The following is a 16,042-nucleotide window of genomic DNA, read 5'->3' on the forward strand; positions in this document are numbered from 1 at the left end:
TATTGTTTCCGCTTTAAATGATCTTACATTAACAGGCAGTGCAATGCTCGCACTGTTCTTATTCTTCGCATACGAAAAGGTATTTACAAATAAATTAACTAAAAATGAGGTGTCAAATGAAAAAAACTAAAATAACAATCGCTTTATTAGCAATATTCGCTTTTTCTTCTGCAAATGCTGCGTATGTTGTAAAAGTGGCAATGGACAAAAACGCCATTGATTTCAAGCAATATTATGACAATGTTGGAGTAAATCCGGGCGACAATAAAAACAATTCTTCTGATCCTGCTTGCACTGTTTCACAAGCAGATTTAGACGTTTTTGGCGGTGAGTTAATCAGGGTTTTTGATGAGGAAGGTGGTTTATCTTGCGTGGTTGATTATGCAGTGCCTGCCGCTACTTTTTCCCCTGATTGCGTAGGAAACGAACAAGCAACAGCACAAGGCTTGGCATTTACTAATGCAATGATTGCAAAAGGCGTTAAAGGGTTTTCTTCATTCGCATATTTTGGCGAATGTAGTTAAAGAAAAGGAGGTAAATTAGTGAAAACAGGAAAACGCCAAAAGGCGTTTTTTTATTGCGGTTTTAGTTTCATTCTTCTTTTGTGTTTCGCTTTCTCGGCTTCGCGTTCTTCTTGATGTGCCTCGTTTTCTGCATTGTTCTTTTGAGTTTCTGCGATGTTTTTCGCGGCTTGAACGTCTGCACCTTTTTCAATCAATGAAGCGTATTTTGATGACATTCCCGCTTCTCTAATTTTGGCAGACAATGCGGCTTCTCCTGCCTCTTTCAATTGCGACATAGACACGGGGGCACCATCAATTTTATATTTTCCTGATTTATCTCCCGCTTGTTCTTGTTGCTTGTTTTTGTCTTTGTTTTGTTCCAATTCCTTGGTTTTTTGTTCCTCGGCTTTTTGGTCTTTTACACCGCTGCCAGTGGTGCCATTATCCGAAGCCTCTGGACTTACATTTATTTTACTGTCTTTTGATAAACCATCTTTTGACAAGCCATCTTTTGCAAATTCTATTTTTTCCTTAATTTCGTTTTTCTGTATTTCATCTTTTGCTTTTGTGTATTTATCTTTCGCTTGATTTTTTATTCTTTCAAGTTCTGCTTTATCGCTTGCACTTGGTGAATAACCTTTGAGAGAAAAACCTTTTTTATCAAGCCCCATTTTGTGAAATTCAAGCCAAGTTTTACGCTTGAAATCGTGCGAGCCATTGACGGCAAGTTCTTTATCTTTTGGGTTTTTTGTCGTTTCTTCTAATCGCTGCAATCCTGCTTTAATGGCCGTTGGTGATGAATTGTAAAAAGTAGCAACGCCATTTTTATAATTGAATGCTTCCCTATTCGATCCATTCCACTTGTATGACTGGCCGTCCGTAGTAGAAAAACTAAGATCAAGAACGCGGTTTTTCTTCTGTTTCTTGTCGTAGTCCTGGGCGGACTGGAATTGAGGCCCGCTAAGGCTTCCGTATTCGCGTTTTAAAGGGGTTTTCTTGCCGAGACGTGCAAGGGTGGTCGAGAACTCTGGATCATCGCCAAAATGGCCTTTTAAGTGCTTATAGGACGCTCCCACGTCCGAAGCCTTGAAGCCAATCCCGTCTTTTTCAAGCGTGTATGCGTTGTTTCCGTTGTGAATAATGGAAAAGCCGCGAGCGTCCATAATTTCGAGAAAATCACTTGAAGACATAGCGTTATCAATTGCTGATTTCACTTCATCTTTAAATTTTGATTTTTCCGATTTAAGTCCTTTTTGTTCGTGCCTGTATTCGTTAGACGGCTGCGGATTGGTTGGGGTTAATGGGTTTAGGAATTTTCTATTTTTAACAATAGTCAAATCATTTTCGATTTCTGCTTCATAACATAATTTTTCAAAAAGTGCATAATCATCTTTTTGATTGTAAATCTCGCCTTTATTGTTTCTTTTGTTCCATACGAGGTGGACGTGCATTTCGTCTGTGTCTGTATGGACTGCCCATCTGTGTTTTCTATTTTCTAAATCGAGGGCTTTATTCCATACACTTAAAGCAAGTTCTGCCGCCTTTTCTGGCGTCAAATCATCATCTTTATGAAATGAAATCATTTCGTGTATGGCTTTGCTTTCCTGCTTTCTTCCTGATTTATTTTCAAATTTATTATTGACTTGCTCAAATTTCTTAACCGCCAACGCTGAATATTCTTCAATGCTTGTGTTGTCAAATTTGGCTTCACTGCCGCCAACCAACGCGGCTTTTTTTGATATGTAATTGCAGCCGTTCCCGATTGATCCGACTGTTTTGTATGTGCTTAATTTCTTTCTAATCATTTTGAACCTCTCTTTTTAATGATCGTCTTTTTGGTTCTTGTAGCGATCAAATCTGAGAGCGTTTCAAAACGCTTAGATACTTGCTCTAATGCGTCAATATCTTGCTTTGTGAATGCTGATCCAGCGTTCACCTTCCTAGCCATCTGGTTGATATTGTTTCCAATCGAGTAAAGCATTTTCTCGATTTTATCGAGTGCGACGAGTAAATCGGGGTTTGTTATTTCTGCTATCTGTGAAAAACCATCATCAATGATTTTTTTGATTAAGTCGGTTTTTGTGATTTCTAATTGTTGAGATAAAGCGTTTAACTTATTTATGTGTTCTTCGCTTGCTCTTATTGTAATGCGTGCATTTCTCATATTTTCCTTTTGTTGGTTAATTTGGTAAGCAAATGCCTTTTGCTTTTTGCTCTTTAATTTTCAAACGAAGTGTAGAAAATCAAGCGGAAATGGAGTGGAAAAGACCGAAGGTTTTTCTACGCCAGACTAATTAACGTCAGTTAATTGGTCTGACATTTCCATTGCTTGCCTATTAAAACAAGACTTCATATAAAATAATTTATCATATATTTTAATGCTTTCAAGTGTCAGACAAATTGTCAGCCATTAAAAAGTGTCAGACATATTAAAAAACGTCAGACAATAAAAAAGGCCATCAATCAATGACAGCCTTTCTAATATCGTTTGAATGTTAGATTTTTACGCGGTGCTTTTTTGTGCGTTTGATTGCAAGACTTATTCTATAACCTCGCGGGCTTTTAGATATTCAATCAATTTTTCCGCATCTGTCGCTATCTCTCTTGGAATGCTTGGGCCTTCGATTGATTGCAAGATTTGGTTTATATCTGCCGGGGTTTGTTCCTCGGTGGTGGCAATAAAGCCCGCCGCTGTAATCACTCGCATAACGCCATTTTTAAAGCGGACGGTGTAAAATTGGTTTTCCGTATCAAGTGAAATATTTTTGATAATTTCGTGGAAAAGCAAATTTATTTTTGATCTTGTTCCATAGTCCGCATTTTCTTTTAATTCTTCAATTGCATTATCAACATTAGAATTATAGATATTTAATTGGGCGATTTCGCTTGCAATTGCTCTTTGATCTTCTTCAAGTTCTTTTATAGAAATTTCCGCGTCTTTTGCTTGCGAAATCATAAACGATGGCAAGTCGCCGTCATTTTCTAAAAACTGGCGTTGAAAATTTTCGATCAATTTCTTTTTCTTGTTTATTTCTGTTTCTTTTGAACGCTGCTTTTTAATGAGCGTTTCAAGCGGATTATTTTCGTTCAAAATATCCGCAAGGTTTATCTCTTGAATGGCTTTTAAAAGTGCCGTTTCAAAGTCGTCATATCTAACACGCTTGGTTGTGCATTCTTTTGTAAATTTTGCACGTTTACAAACAAGATAATAAATTGACTTTTGAACCTTATTCCTTTTGTCAATGCCTGGGTTGAGTAGATGAACGGGGCCGCCACAATCGACACATTTCAAAAGGCCAGTAAAAAGGTTGGTAAATAATTTACCTTTGCGGCCTTTCCGCGTGCCATTTCCTTCGCGTATGCGTTCGCATTGCTCGAAAAGATCACGGGTGATAACGGGCGGAAAATAATCGTTGATTGGCTCGCCTGCTGCAATCAAATCACGTTTGCCGGTGCCTTGTTTTTTAGGTTGGTAAAGTCCAAAAGTAGCCGGGTTTTTTAGTATTTTTGTGATTATCGAAGGTTCCCAGTATTCGGCACCTTTGAAGGTTGGAATATTTCTTTCATTCAAAATATTTTTGATTTTTAACGCACCATTTCCGCTTGAATAAAGATTAAAAATCAACCGGACGGCCTCGGCTTTTTCTTCGTTCAAAACGTATTTTCTACGCTTGATATTTTTCTTTTTTTCTTCATCAAAAATATAAAATATTTCTGTATCAAGCCAAGCCGGGGCTTGTGCCGTCATCGCTATTTTATGGGTTGCGGCAAGGTTTCTTTTTTCTTGCCAATTGCTTAAACCTTTATCGCTTTTATTTTTACTCTCTTTGTTTGCACGGGAAGCATCAATTGACAAGTTGATAATTGTAAAAACGTCGTTTACGTCTTCAATTATTCTTTGTTCATTTCCGCTAATAATTGCTAATTTCAAGCCTTTTGAAATTATTTGATTGACTTTTAAAATCGCGTCTACCGGGCCGCGACGGGTCAAACGGTCGATATTTTCAAGGGCGAAAACGTCGCCCGGCTCGTATTTTCCGGCGTTTAAGTTCTCGAAAAATTTGGCCAATTCTTTCTGTTGTGCATCGTCCGAAAATGAAGATCGGCCTATATCTTCAAGGGTGTTTTCTTCTTCGACGGATAGGCCATTTTTTGCAGCAAATTCGGCGATCAATTTGCGTTGCCGTTCGAGCGAAAAGCCGCGAAGCTGCTCGCTTGTAGACATACGCAAGTAGGAAATTAGACGTGCCATTTTCAAGCCCCTGCAAGGTCGAATCTTACAGGTATTATAGACCGGACTTGATCAAGTCCGCGCATCCCTGGGTCGACGCCATCAGCGGCCCCGATGCCCTGGCGGCAATGCAACGCAACAACCCAGGCAGCCTCGACCAGCCCCGCTCCCCCGAACGTTTGTGCGCCGGGCAGACACTGCTGTGCAAAGCGCTGGGCCTGAAAGTACCGGACTGGGATGCGCGTCGCTTCGACCCGCAGCAGCTGTTCGTCGAGGATGTCGGCGAACGGCCGCACGCGATCATCCAGTGCGCGCGCCTGGGCATTCCCAAGGGCCGCGACGAGCACCTGCCCTACCGTTTCGTTGATGCCACCTACGCACGTCATTGCACACGCAACCCTTTGCGCCGTGGACAGGTCGAAGGGCGTGATTATCGATTGTTGAGTGCTGCGGGAGCAGAACGATGAGTGTCTGGCTGGACAACCTGACCACCTGGCTGAGTGGCAACCCGCAGTGGCTGGGTCTGGCGATCTTCCTTATCGCCCTGCTCGAGTGCCTGGCACTGGTCGGCATTGTGCTGCCCGGCGTGGTGCTGCTGTTCAGCGTCGCGCTGCTGGCCGGCAGCGGCGTACTGACGCTGTGGCAGACGCTGCTGCTGGCCTACAGCGGTGCGCTGTGTGGCGACATGATTTCCTATTCGCTGGGCAGACGCTTCAAGCACAACATAGGCCGCCTGCCGGTGCTGCGTCACCACCCGCAGTGGATCCTGCGCGCCGAACTCTATTTCCGCCATTACGGCGTGGCCAGCCTGCTGGTCGGTCGCTTCATCGGCCCGCTGCGCCCCATGCTGCCACTGGTAGCCGGCATGCTGAGCATGCCGCTGCTGCGCTTCGTTCTGGTCAGTCTGGTGGCAGCTGCCGGCTGGGCGGTGGCTTACCTGCTACCGGGCTGGGCGACCGGTGCGGCCCTGCGCCTACCCATGGCAGAAGGTTTCTGGACAGAAGCGGCGGTGCTGCTGGCAGGTATTGGCGTGATTCTGCTGCTGACTATCCAGGCCAGCCTGGCGGAAAAACCGCGCGCCAGCCTGCTCGGTGGCGGTCTCAGTCTGTTGCTGCTATTGGCCATCGTCATTGGCTGGCCGCATCTCGACGCACTGGATCAGGGCCTGATGGCCCTGGTCCAGGAACAGCGCCAGACGCACCTGGATCGCTGGATCGGCACCATCACTCGACTGGGCGACTTCCATATCCAGCTGGTAGCCGCAGCGGTGCTGTGCATCCTGCTGCTGCTGGCACGCCGCTGGCGTCACCTGCTGTTCGCCGGCTCGACCCTGCTGGTCACGGCGCTGGGCAACACCACGCTCAAGCATGGTTTTGCCCGGGCGCGCCCCGACGTGCTGAGCGAGCCACTGACCACCTTCAGCTTTCCCAGTGGGCATAGCTCGGCAGCCTTTGCCTTCTTTCTGGTGCTGGGTGTGCTGGCCGGCCGCGGTCAATCGGCACGCCTGCGCCTGGCCTGGCTGGTGGTGGCGAGCCTGCCGGCCTTGGCGATCGCTCTGTCGCGGGTCTACCTGGGCGTGCACTGGCCCAGCGACATCATCGCCGGCGCCCTGCTGGCCTCGGCCGTCTGCGGCCTGAGCCTGGCGCTGTGTCAGCGCCAGGAAACGCTGCCGGCACTACCGGCTCGCCTGTGGTGGATCGTCCTGCCCGCCTGCCTCGCGGTCCTGGGCGCCATGGCGACCTGGCAGCTGTCCACTGCACTGCTGCGCTATGCGTATTGACACACCGCCTCAGACATCGCCCTGGAGCATTTCCAGCATGACGTGCAGTTGCTCCAGCCGCAGAGCGGGGTCATCGAGTTGAAGTAGCTGCAGTTTCTGCGCAGGCTCCAGTGGCAACAGATAGGCCAGCTGATTGGCCAGTTGCTGCTGACCGGCGACCACGCCTTCCATGGCCAGCCCCGCCACCAGCGGATGCTCGGCCAGGGCAGCGTGCAGGGCAGCCAGATCGGCGTGCTCGGCCTGCAGTGGGCTGTCTGGCTGCTCCTCAAGCCACTGCACCTCGGCGACGGTCAGTTGGTCAGGCAGAACCTGGGCGTGCTCGACACGAAAACGCCGCCCACCTTCCACGCGAATACCCAGCAAGCCGTTGGTACGCTGCTGAAAGTCGCGCACCAGGGCCTCGCAGCCAATCGCGGCAAAACTACTGGCAGCTTCGCCCACTTCAGCGCCCTCGACGATGCACACCACACCGAAACCACTGCCCTGCTTCATGCAGCGACTGATCATGTCCAGGTAGCGCGCCTCGAATATCTGCAGGTCGAGCACGCAGCCGGGAAACAGTACGGTGTTGAGCGGGAACAGCGGTAGCTTCATGGTTTACGGCCTGTTATCTACGCAAGGCTGCCGGAACATCAGGGATGGTCAGGCAGGCTCTCACAGGAGCATGACAATCGCCAGAGGCAACAGCACGGCGGTGATCACCCCCATCAGACTCATCGCCAATGCCGCGAAGGCACCGCACTCATCGCTCTCCTGCAGTGCTCGCGCCGTACCCACGGCATGCGCAGTGATGCCCAGCGCCATACCCTGCGCCGCCGGATGATGAACCCTGCACAGACGCAGAATGGACGGCCCGACGATGGCACCGATAACCCCGGTGATCATCACGAACACCGCCGCCAGCGCCGCGATACCGCCGATCTGATCAGCCACCAGCATGGCGATAGGCGAGGTCACCGACTTGGGCGCCATGCTCATCAGCATCACTCGCTCAGCACCGAACAACCAGGCCAGCCCTGCCCCAAGAACGGTGGCGAAGGTGCCGGCAACCAGCAAGGTCAGAATGATCGGCCAGAACAGCTGACGAATCCGCCGCAGGTTGAGATACAGCGGCACCGCCAAGGCCACGGTGGCCGGGCCGAGCAGCAGGGTCAGCGCCGCGACGCTGCTCCGGTATTCGGCGAAACTCAGACCGCACAGCAGCAGGATGCCGATAACCGTGAGCATAGATACCAGCACCGGCTGCAGGAATACCCAGCGAGTACGCTCATAGGCGGCCATGGCCAGCTGGTAGGCGCCCAGGGTGATGCCGATGCCGAACAGTGGGTGATGGGTCAGCGCCTGCCAGGCGCCCTGCCAATCGGGACTCATACGTCCTCCCGGCGCTGCTGGCGCTCGATCAGTTTCTGCATCAGCCAGCCGGCGAAGGCCAGCGATACCAGCAGCGACAGCACCAGCGCGCCGACCACGGCCCAGAAATCCGCGGCGATATCGCTGGCATAGGCCATCACACCCACGGCGGGCGGCACCAGAATCAGCGGCAGGTATTTGAGCAGGCTGCTGGACGCAACGCTCAGCGGCTCGCCCACCTCGCCGCGCAGCATGAGAAAAACGAACAACAGCAGCATGCCGATGATCGGCCCTGGCAACATCGGTAACAGCAGGACGTTGAGAACGGTACCCAGCAACTGGCACAACACCAGCCAGGAAAGGCCGCGAAGCAGCATGTTTGAGGTCTCCAGAAGACGAGCGATGGCCGTATTTCCGCTCGCGAGTAGGCCGTTGAAAAACGTAGGCGAGGCAGTCAGTGCAACACCGATGGCGGCCCCGCAAAAACAGGCAAAAAAGCGGAGTTTACGAGCTGTAAATGAGAATGTTGAGCCTGTTTTTAACGCAGCAATGACAACACAGGTAGTTTTTCAGCGGCCTACCAGAGGGGATTCCGGGCATCTATTGAGGCATGTCGGCCATTATAGGCGCGCTGGCCTCTGTATTGCTTCGTCAGGCTGGCCTATGCCGCGTCATTCATTACGCCAAGGCAGGCTTGACCCGCTGCCGGACCCGTGATGATCTAGGCCGCAACGGTTCACGCACACAAGAAAAACACCCGCGTCCTCAAGGAGGAACTATGCCGTTCGTACCCGTAGCAGAGCTCAAGGACTATGTTGGCAAGGAACTCGGCAAGTCCGAGTGGCTGACCATCGACCAGCAGCGCATCAATCAGTTCGCCGAGTGCACCGGCGACCACCAGTTCATCCACGTCGACCCGGAAAAAGCCAAGCTGACCCCCTTCGGCACCACCATCGCCCACGGTTTCCTGTCGTTATCGCTGGTGCCGATGCTGATGGAAAAGATCATGATCATGCCGCAGGGCCTGAAGATGGCGGTGAACTACGGTCTCGACAGCGTGCGTTTCATCCAGCCGGTCAAGGTCGACTCCAAGGTGCGCCTGGTGGTGACGCTGACCGACGCTACCGAGAAGAACCCCGGCCAGTGGCTGCTCAAGGCCCGCGCCGTACTGGAGATCGAAGGCCAGGAGAAGCCGGCCTATATTGCCGAACCCTTGACCCTCTGCTTCGTCTGACCCCTGCCTGTTCCCGCTTCCGGCGTCAGCTGCCGGAACGGGAGCGTTCTCACATCAGCAAAGCGTGCGACTCGGCAACGCAAGCGTCCAGGCTTGCGGCATACTGCGGACAAAGCACCGACCTGGACGTCCCTCATGAATCCCCTTGCCCTGCGCTTGCTGCCTCTTTGCCTGTCTCTGCTGCTCGCCGGTTGCGACGAAGCACGCCCGCTGCTGCCGGCCAATGCCACCCTGCCGGATGGTGGCCAGTATCGCGGCGAGATAGTCGACGGTCTGTTGCAAGGGCCGGGACGCCTGGACTACCGCAACGGCAGCTGGTTCGTCGGCCAATTCAAGGACGGCATGCTCGAAGGCAGCGGTGAATGGCAAGGCCCGGGTGGTGAGCACTATCTGGGCGAGTTCCACGAAGGCATGTTCCATGGCCAGGGCACCCTGACCTACAGCGATGGCAGCCGCTACCAGGGCGGTTTCGAACGCAATCGCTTCAGCGGCGTCGGCCTGCTGGAACAGGGCGGCCAGCGCTACCAGGGTGAATTTCTCAACGACCGCTTCCATGGCCTGGGCAAACTGGAGATGGCCGACGGCAGCAGCTTCCAGGGCCAGTTCGTCAACGGTCAGCCAGAGGGCCAGGGCGTGCGCAGCGACGCCTACGGCAACCAGTACAGCGGCGTGTTCGCCCAAGGGCTGCTCAGCGGCCAGGGCAGTTATCAGAATGCCGATGGCGACAACTACAGCGGCGGCTTCCAGAATGACGAATTCCACGGCAAGGGCCGCTACCAGAGCGCCAGCGGCGAAACCTGGGCCGGGGAGTTCATCGAGGGCGTGATGCAGGGCCCCGGTGAATATACCGACGGCGCCGGCACCCGCTACCTTGGCGAGTTCGCCGACTGGCAGTATGAAGGTGAAGGCCTGCTCACGCTGAGCGATGGCAGCGCCTACCGGGGCCGCTTCTCGGCTGGCGAGTACAGCGGTACAGGCACCCTGACCCTGGCCGATGGCAGTCGCCAGTCCGGCACCTGGCAACGCGGCCGCCTGGTACGTGACGATCAGGGCCAGGTGCTGCCCGATAGCCTCGAGCTGGGCCTGCTGCAACAAGGGCATCTGCTCGATGAAGCCATCGCCGCGATTCCAGCCTCGACACCGGCGCGCGAGCTGTATGCGCTAACCCTGGCCGGCGACGGCAAGCAAAGCGTATTCATGCGCGAAGCCGACTACGTCAGCCGGCTGATGCGCGAGCGCTTTGGCGCCCATGGCAGCATCAGCCTGATCAACCACCGCGACCATCTCGCCGACCGCCCACTGGCCACCCGCGAGAATCTCACCCGCGTGGTGCAGGCGCTGGCCGCACGCAGTGGCGAAGAAGACCTGATCTTCATCTATCTGACCAGCCACGGCTCGCGCCGTCACGAGCTCAATCTCGACCAGCCGCGCCTGCAACTGGCCGACCTGCCCGCCAGCGAGCTGGCTGCCCTGCTCGCTCCACTCAAGCAGCGCAACAAGGTGGTGGTGATCTCCGCCTGCTATTCCGGCGGTTTCATCCCGCCGCTGAAAGACGAAAAGACCCTGGTGATGACCGCCGCACGTGCCGACCGGGTGTCCTTCGGCTGCAGTGAAGAGAACGACTTCACCTACTTCGGCCGCGCCCTGTTCGCCGAGGCGCTGGGCGAAACCGACAACCTCGAGCGGGCCTTCGAGCTGGCCAAGGAACGCGTCGCCGAGCGAGAGCAGAGCGACGGCTTCGAACCTTCCGAACCGCAGATCTGGGCGCCACGCGGCGTACTCCAGCACTGGCGCAACCTGCGCCAGAGCCAGGCCGAGCGTGCGCTCAGTGCCGTGGCCAGTGGTCCGGCAAAGGACTAAGCTGAACTGTAACGGACAAGAGACAACCGCATGTACCTGACCCCGCAGCACATCCTTATCGCCGGCGCCACCGGACTCACCGGTGAACACCTGCTCGACCGCCTGCTCAGCGAGCCGACGGTCGCCCGCGTGCTGGCGCCTACGCGCCGCCCATTGGCCGCGCACCCGCACCTGGAAAACCCGGTGGGCGACCTGCAAGCGCTGCTGCCGCAGCTGTCCGGCCAGGTCGATACCGCTTTCTGCTGCCTGGGCAGCACCATCAAGCAGGCCGGCTCGCAGGAAGCCTTCCGTGCCGTCGATCATGACCTGGTACTGGCCTTCGCTCGGCGCGCTCGCGAGCTGGGCGCACGGCATCTGGTGGTGATCAGCGCCCTCGGTGCCAACCCCGGATCAAAGGTGTTCTACAACCGCGTCAAAGGCGAGACCGAAGAGGCGCTGAAGGCCATGGACTGGCCGCAACTGACCATCGCTCGCCCGTCGCTGCTGCTCGGCGCGCGGCACGAATTTCGTCTCGGCGAGCGCCTCGCAGCCCCGTTGCTGCGCTGGCTACCGGGCAAGTATCGCGGCATCGACGCCTGCGCCCTGGCCCGTGCCCTGTGGCGCCTGGCCCTGGAAGAGGAAGACGGCGTACGCGTGATAGAGTCTTCCGACCTGCGCCGGCTTGGGCGCTGATACCGTGGATGAAACGATGAAACCCACAAGCCTGATCGAGGCCCTGCAAGACGCCGACATGCTCGAGATCGACGGTCTGTATGCCTGGCAGTTCGACCTCGACACCGAATTGCTGGCGCAGATCAGCGCCGGCACGGCTGGCAGTGACAGCGCCGCCAAACCCCTGTTGCAAGTACATTGCATAGACGGCCGTGAACGCCGCCTGTGGAAGTTTTCCCTGGCTTCGGTGCAGGCCGCGCGTTACAGCGAAGCGGACGACAGCTGGCTGATCGAGGGCAGCGAAGTCAGCCACAGCCTCAAGTGCTTCGCTGCCTATCGCGGTGACAACGATGACGGCGACGACGAGCAAGACGAAGCCTGAACCATGAGCCTCTATGACCGCCACGTGCTGCCGTATCTGATCGATTTCGCCTGCGGCATGGGCGCGGTCATGAAAGCCCGCTCACAGATCGTGCCGCTGGCCAGGGGGCGAGTACTGGAGATCGGCATCGGCAGTGGCCTCAACCTGAGCTTCTACGATCCGCAGCGGGTCGAGGTGATCGTTGGCGTCGACCCGTCCGCCGACATGCAGCGCCTGGCCCGTGAACGCGCCGCGCGCTGCCAGGTGCCGGTGGAAATGATCGCCCTGGAGCTGGGGCAGATTCAGGCTGAGGACGCCAGCTTCGACGACATCGTCTGCACCTTCACCCTGTGCACCATCCCCGATGCGCTGGCCGCACTCAGGGAAATGCGCCGGGTGCTGAAAGCCGGTGGTCGTCTGTTGTTCTGCGAACATGGCCTGGCGCCGGATCTGCCTGTGGTGCGCTGGCAGAAACGCCTGACGCCGCTGTGGAAACCGCTGGCCGGCGGCTGCCATCTGGATCGCGACATACCCGCGCTGATCGAGGCCGGGGGCTTTCATATCCGCCAGCTGGATACCGGCTACCTGAAAGGCCCCAGACCCATGACCCACGTCTATCGCGGCTGGGCCGACTGAGCACCGCACTGGGCTCGCATACTCGGTATAGGCGGCCATACTGCAGAACAGGCTGCTGGAACTCTGCCCATGGAAGTCGACCCGCGCATGAAGCCCCTCTTTTCACCCCGCCTCGTTAACCTGCTGCTGTGTCTGTGCCTGCTGGGCTGCGCCTGGAGCACCGCCGCAGAGGCACGCATGGTCAGGGTCGGCGTGTACGCCAACGAGCCAAAGATCTTTGCCGATGCCAACGCACAGCCATCGGGCATTCTCGGTGAACTGCTGCAGGCCATTGCCAATGAGGAACGCTGGCAGCTGCAGACAGTGCCCTGCGCCTGGCAGCAATGCCTGCAACTGCTGCAGGACGGCGAGATCGATCTGCTGCCAGACGTCGCCTTCAGCGAGGAGCGGGCACAACTGATGGACTTCCACCAGGTGCCTTCGCTATTCAGCTGGTCACAGCTGTACAGCCACGAAGAGCTGCGCCTGCGGAGCGTGCTCGACCTGCGCGGCCTGCGTATCGCAGCGTTGGAGGGGTCGATTCAGTTCAAGTATCTGCAGAGCCTGCTCGACAGCTTTGGCCTGCAGGCACAGATGATTCCGCTCAGCGACCTGAGCCAGGGCTTTGCCATGGTGCTTGCCGAGCAGGCCGATGCAGTAGTGGCCAATCATCTGTTCGGTGACTATCACGCCGCCAGCTACCGCCTGAGCGCAACACCGATCATGTTCCAGCCTGCACAGCTGTTCTACGCCACGCGCAAAGGTACCAACGGCGAGCTGCTCAGTGCCATCGACCAGCACCTGCAAAATTGGCAATCAGCGCCTGGCTCTATCTACTTTCAGGTGCTGCAGCGCTGGAGCGGAGCGCCTCAGCAGCGCAGCGTGCCCGTCCTGTTCTGGTGGGGCTTGGCGCTGCTCGCCGCACTGCTGGCGCTGGCCATTGGCGGCAGCCTGCTGTTACGCCGCCAGGTCGCGGACAAGACCCGACACCTCAAGACCAGCGAAGCGCGCCTCAATACCATCCTCGACAGCGTCGAGGCGCATATCTACATCAAGGACCCGCAACTGCGTTATCAGTACGTCAATCGCAAGGTTTGCGAGCTGTTCGGACGCAGCGCCGAACAGGTCATCGGTCATAGCGATGCCGACTTCTTCGACAGTGACACGGCACAAGCACTGGGCATCAACGACCGACGCGTACTGGCTGGCGAGCGCATCGAGAGCGAGGAAACCAACCGTGATCGCTACGGCCGTAACGAGCGCACCTACTTTTCGGTGAAGCTGCCGCTGCGTGCCGCCGATGGCAGCATCTACGCCCTGTGCGGCATTTCCACCGACATCACCGAGCACAAGAAGAACCTCGAACAGATCCATCAACTCGCCTATTACGACGCGCTCACCGGTCTGCCCAATCGCCGCCTGCTGCTCGAACACCTGCAGTTCGCCCTGGCCCGCAGCGCACGCAGTCGACGTGAGGGCGCGCTGCTGTTCATCGATCTGGACAATTTCAAGCAGCTCAATGACACCCTCGGCCACGACATGGGCGATCTGCTGCTGCAACAGGTCAGCGAGCGCCTGCTCAATCAGGTGCGCCTCGAAGACAGCCTGTCGCGCCTCGGCGGCGATGAGTTCGTATTGATACTGGAGAACCTCGAGCCTGAGCCTCAGGCTGCCATCGCCACCATCGAGCATGTCGCGGAAAAGCTGCTGCGCGCTCTGGCTACCCCGTTCGAGCTGCCCGGCTATAGCCACAGCGGCAGCGCCAGCATCGGTGTAGCGCTGTTCTCGCAACCGCACGACAAGCCCGAGGAACTGCTCAAGCACGCCGACCTGGCCATGTATGAAGCCAAGGCAGCCGGGCGCAATACCCTGTGTTTCTTCGACCCGCGCATGCAGCAGGCGCTGGCCGCCCGCGCCACATTGGAGCACGAGCTGCGCCGCGCCCTGAGCGAGGGTCAGTTGCTTCTGCACTACCAGCCGCAGGTGGATGACCGGGGTGAGCTGTTCGGCGCCGAGGCGCTGGTGCGCTGGCAGCACCCGCAGCGCGGTCTGGTGCCGCCTGGCGAGTTCATTCCGCTGGCGGAAAGTACCGGGCTGATCCTGCCCATGGGCCGCTGGATCCTGCACACGGCCTGTCAGCAACTCGCCTCATGGGCCAATGACCCGCAGCGCGCCGAGCTGACCGTGGCGATCAACGTCAGCGCCCGCCAATTTCATCATCCGGACTTCGTCACCGACGTGCTCAGCGCGCTGCAGAAGACCGGAGCCAACCCGCACAAGCTGGAGCTGGAGCTGACCGAGAGCCAGCTGGTGCAGGACATCGAAGCGCTGATCAACAAGATGGGCCAGCTCAGAGCCCGCGGCGTGCGTTTCTCGCTGGACGACTTCGGCACCGGCTACTCATCGCTCAGCTACCTGAAACGCCTGCCACTCGACCAGTTGAAGATCGACCGCAGCTTCGTTCGCGACCTGCTCGACAATGCCAGCGATACCGCCATCGTGCGGACCATTCTCGCTCTGGGGCAGGCGCTGGAGTTGCGCGTCATCGCCGAAGGCGTAGAGAGCCAGGCACAGCGCGATGCTCTGCTACGCCTGGGCTGTCACCACTTCCAGGGCTACCTGTATGGCGTCCCGCAGCCGGCCGAACAGATCGGCGTCTACGGTCGAGCCACCCTCGACCTGCAGCAGGGCTCAGCCTGAAGACTCAGGCGCGCGCAGGCTCACGCAACGCCAGGCTGTCCACCAGACCGGCGGCGATGGCCATACCCACCAGCTCGGCCAGCGTCTCGGCCTGCATGCGCTTCATCACCCGTGAGCGATAGAGGTCGACGGTTTTCACGCTGATATCCAGCTGCTCGGCGACTTCACGGTTGGTATAGCCGCGCACCAATGGCAACAGCACGTCACGCTCACGTGGGGTGAGTTGATCGAGCCGCGCCTGTACCTCGGCCAGACGCGGATCGCGCCTGGTTACAGGCTTACGGCGCTCCAGCGCCTGCTGCACGCTGTCGAGCAGCAGTTGCTCGTTGTAGGGCTTCTCGATGAAATCCACCGCGCCGGCCTTGAAAGCGCACCACGATGGGCACGTCGGCGTGACCGCTGACGAAAATAATCGGCAGGTCGATACCGCGCACGCGCATCTCCTCCTGCACGTTCAGGCCCCCCATGCCCGGCATGCGCACATCGAGCAGCACGCAGGCATTGGCCGCCGGGTCGCAGGCCTCGAGAAAGGCACGACCGCTGGTAAACGGCACACCCTTGAGGCCTACCGACTCCAGCAGCCAGAGGGTCGAGTCGAGCATGCCCTGGTCGTCATCGACCACATAAACCAGTTGTTGCATCCCTGTGCTGCTCCTCTTGTTGTTATCAGTGACTTGGCCGCTCGTAGGGCGGACTCAGGAGCGCCAGCGAACAGTCCGCCGATTCGCGTCGCGCCACGAGTCCTGATCGCCGGCAA

Annotated in this window: 14 protein-coding genes and 2 pseudogenes; 9 read left to right on the forward strand and 7 right to left on the reverse strand. The window is 56.3% G+C overall.

Going from position 1 to position 16,042, the window contains the following annotated elements; genetic code table 11:
* The first annotated feature begins 116 nt into the window (after window positions 1-116).
* Window positions 117-524 (forward strand): hypothetical protein, encoded by a 408-nt coding sequence (locus BLS08_RS26200; RefSeq protein WP_139204281.1) that lies wholly within the window; start codon window positions 117-119, stop codon window positions 522-524.
* A gap of 50 nt (window positions 525-574) precedes the next feature.
* On the opposite strand, the gene BLS08_RS21035 is transcribed toward BLS08_RS26200, so the two are convergent.
* The 3 genes from BLS08_RS21035 to BLS08_RS21045 form a co-directional block, all read right to left on the reverse strand.
* Window positions 575-2,308: a relaxase/mobilization nuclease domain-containing protein gene (locus tag BLS08_RS21035; protein WP_090337398.1), complete on the reverse strand. Its 1,734-nt coding sequence runs from the start codon at window positions 2,306-2,308 to the stop codon at window positions 575-577.
* On the reverse strand, window positions 2,305-2,667 hold the full coding sequence (gene mobC, locus BLS08_RS21040) for a plasmid mobilization relaxosome protein MobC (protein WP_090337400.1): 363 nt from the start codon (window positions 2,665-2,667) through the stop codon (window positions 2,305-2,307). The genes BLS08_RS21035 and mobC overlap by 4 nt, the downstream gene beginning before the upstream one ends.
* 375 nt (window positions 2,668-3,042) lie before the next feature.
* Entirely contained in the window at window positions 3,043-4,755 is a 1,713-nt protein-coding gene (locus BLS08_RS21045) for a recombinase family protein (protein WP_090337402.1), read from the reverse strand.
* A gap of 47 nt (window positions 4,756-4,802) precedes the next feature.
* Here BLS08_RS21045 and BLS08_RS21050 point away from each other — a divergent pair.
* Together BLS08_RS21050 and BLS08_RS21055 are read left to right on the forward strand one after the other, a co-directional pair.
* A pseudogene (locus tag BLS08_RS21050) lies at window positions 4,803-5,201 on the forward strand (DNA-3-methyladenine glycosylase); the annotation flags it as partial.
* On the forward strand, window positions 5,198-6,514 hold the full coding sequence (locus BLS08_RS21055; RefSeq protein WP_090337403.1) for a bifunctional DedA family/phosphatase PAP2 family protein: 1,317 nt from the start codon (window positions 5,198-5,200) through the stop codon (window positions 6,512-6,514). The pseudogene BLS08_RS21050 and the gene BLS08_RS21055, both read left to right, overlap by 4 nt.
* Before the next feature lie 9 nt (window positions 6,515-6,523).
* On the opposite strand, the gene BLS08_RS21060 is transcribed toward BLS08_RS21055, so the two are convergent.
* Genes BLS08_RS21060 through BLS08_RS21070 form a run of 3 tightly spaced genes read right to left on the reverse strand, consistent with a single transcriptional unit; the run spans window position 6,524 to window position 8,241 of the window.
* Entirely contained in the window at window positions 6,524-7,108 is a 585-nt protein-coding gene (locus tag BLS08_RS21060) for an LON peptidase substrate-binding domain-containing protein (RefSeq protein ID WP_090337405.1), read from the reverse strand.
* Between the two features lie 60 nt (window positions 7,109-7,168).
* On the reverse strand, window positions 7,169-7,885 hold the full coding sequence (locus BLS08_RS21065; protein ID WP_090337406.1) for an LrgB family protein: 717 nt from the start codon (window positions 7,883-7,885) through the stop codon (window positions 7,169-7,171).
* The gene (locus BLS08_RS21070) at window positions 7,882-8,241 is read right to left on the reverse strand and encodes a CidA/LrgA family protein (RefSeq protein ID WP_003463039.1); all 360 of its coding nucleotides are present in this window, start codon (window positions 8,239-8,241) and stop codon (window positions 7,882-7,884) included. Before BLS08_RS21070 ends, BLS08_RS21065 begins: the two co-directional genes overlap by 4 nt.
* 401 nt (window positions 8,242-8,642) lie before the next feature.
* Between BLS08_RS21070 and BLS08_RS21075 the strand changes: the two genes are divergently transcribed.
* The 6 genes from BLS08_RS21075 to BLS08_RS21100 all read left to right on the forward strand — a co-directional run bounded on the left by BLS08_RS21075 (window position 8,643) and on the right by BLS08_RS21100 (window position 15,285).
* Complete coding sequence (locus tag BLS08_RS21075; RefSeq protein WP_090337408.1) at window positions 8,643-9,098, forward strand: MaoC family dehydratase; 456 nt, start codon at window positions 8,643-8,645, stop codon at window positions 9,096-9,098.
* Window positions 9,099-9,233: 135 nt separating this feature from the next.
* Window positions 9,234-10,958 carry a C13 family peptidase gene (locus BLS08_RS21080; protein WP_090337410.1) on the forward strand — a complete coding sequence of 575 codons (1,725 nt, stop codon included), beginning with the start codon at window positions 9,234-9,236 and terminating at the stop codon, window positions 10,956-10,958.
* A gap of 30 nt (window positions 10,959-10,988) precedes the next feature.
* On the forward strand, window positions 10,989-11,630 hold the full coding sequence (locus BLS08_RS21085) for an oxidoreductase (protein WP_090337411.1): 642 nt from the start codon (window positions 10,989-10,991) through the stop codon (window positions 11,628-11,630).
* Window positions 11,631-11,646: 16 nt separating this feature from the next.
* Window positions 11,647-11,991 (forward strand): DUF5629 family protein, encoded by a 345-nt coding sequence (locus BLS08_RS21090; RefSeq protein ID WP_017675519.1) that lies wholly within the window; start codon window positions 11,647-11,649, stop codon window positions 11,989-11,991.
* A gap of 3 nt (window positions 11,992-11,994) precedes the next feature.
* Window positions 11,995-12,606 carry a class I SAM-dependent methyltransferase gene (locus BLS08_RS21095; RefSeq protein WP_090337413.1) on the forward strand — a complete coding sequence of 204 codons (612 nt, stop codon included), beginning with the start codon at window positions 11,995-11,997 and terminating at the stop codon, window positions 12,604-12,606.
* Window positions 12,607-12,693: 87 nt separating this feature from the next.
* Window positions 12,694-15,285, forward strand: a complete 2,592-nt coding sequence (locus BLS08_RS21100; RefSeq protein ID WP_208600921.1) for an EAL domain-containing protein — start codon at window positions 12,694-12,696, stop codon at window positions 15,283-15,285.
* A 4-nt stretch (window positions 15,286-15,289) separates the two neighbouring features.
* Here the strand turns inward: BLS08_RS21100 and BLS08_RS21105 are convergent.
* Window positions 15,290-15,926 (reverse strand): annotated as a pseudogene (locus tag BLS08_RS21105) (response regulator transcription factor).
* Between the last annotated feature and the right edge of the window lie 116 nt (window positions 15,927-16,042).

The organism is Ectopseudomonas chengduensis, assembly GCF_900102635.1.
In the GTDB taxonomy this organism is placed as follows: domain Bacteria; phylum Pseudomonadota; class Gammaproteobacteria; order Pseudomonadales; family Pseudomonadaceae; genus Aquipseudomonas; species Aquipseudomonas chengduensis.

Bases quoted from the DNA above. Each gene is read 5' to 3' on its own strand.
- BLS08_RS26200 (WP_139204281.1), top strand. From the start codon at position 117: ATGAAAAAAACTAAAATAACAATCGCTTTATTAGCAATATTCGCTTTT.
- BLS08_RS21035 (WP_090337398.1), bottom strand. From the start codon at position 2,308: ATGATTAGAAAGAAATTAAGCACATACAAAACAGTCGGATCAATCGGG.
- mobC (WP_090337400.1), bottom strand. From the start codon at position 2,667: ATGAGAAATGCACGCATTACAATAAGAGCAAGCGAAGAACACATAAAT.
- BLS08_RS21045 (WP_090337402.1), bottom strand. From the start codon at position 4,755: ATGGCACGTCTAATTTCCTACTTGCGTATGTCTACAAGCGAGCAGCTT.
- BLS08_RS21055 (WP_090337403.1), top strand. From the start codon at position 5,198: ATGAGTGTCTGGCTGGACAACCTGACCACCTGGCTGAGTGGCAACCCG.
- BLS08_RS21060 (WP_090337405.1), bottom strand. From the start codon at position 7,108: ATGAAGCTACCGCTGTTCCCGCTCAACACCGTACTGTTTCCCGGCTGC.
- BLS08_RS21065 (WP_090337406.1), bottom strand. From the start codon at position 7,885: ATGAGTCCCGATTGGCAGGGCGCCTGGCAGGCGCTGACCCATCACCCA.
- BLS08_RS21070 (WP_003463039.1), bottom strand. From the start codon at position 8,241: ATGCTGCTTCGCGGCCTTTCCTGGCTGGTGTTGTGCCAGTTGCTGGGT.
- BLS08_RS21075 (WP_090337408.1), top strand. From the start codon at position 8,643: ATGCCGTTCGTACCCGTAGCAGAGCTCAAGGACTATGTTGGCAAGGAA.
- BLS08_RS21080 (WP_090337410.1), top strand. From the start codon at position 9,234: ATGAATCCCCTTGCCCTGCGCTTGCTGCCTCTTTGCCTGTCTCTGCTG.
- BLS08_RS21085 (WP_090337411.1), top strand. From the start codon at position 10,989: ATGTACCTGACCCCGCAGCACATCCTTATCGCCGGCGCCACCGGACTC.
- BLS08_RS21090 (WP_017675519.1), top strand. From the start codon at position 11,647: ATGAAACCCACAAGCCTGATCGAGGCCCTGCAAGACGCCGACATGCTC.
- BLS08_RS21095 (WP_090337413.1), top strand. From the start codon at position 11,995: ATGAGCCTCTATGACCGCCACGTGCTGCCGTATCTGATCGATTTCGCC.
- BLS08_RS21100 (WP_208600921.1), top strand. From the start codon at position 12,694: ATGAAGCCCCTCTTTTCACCCCGCCTCGTTAACCTGCTGCTGTGTCTG.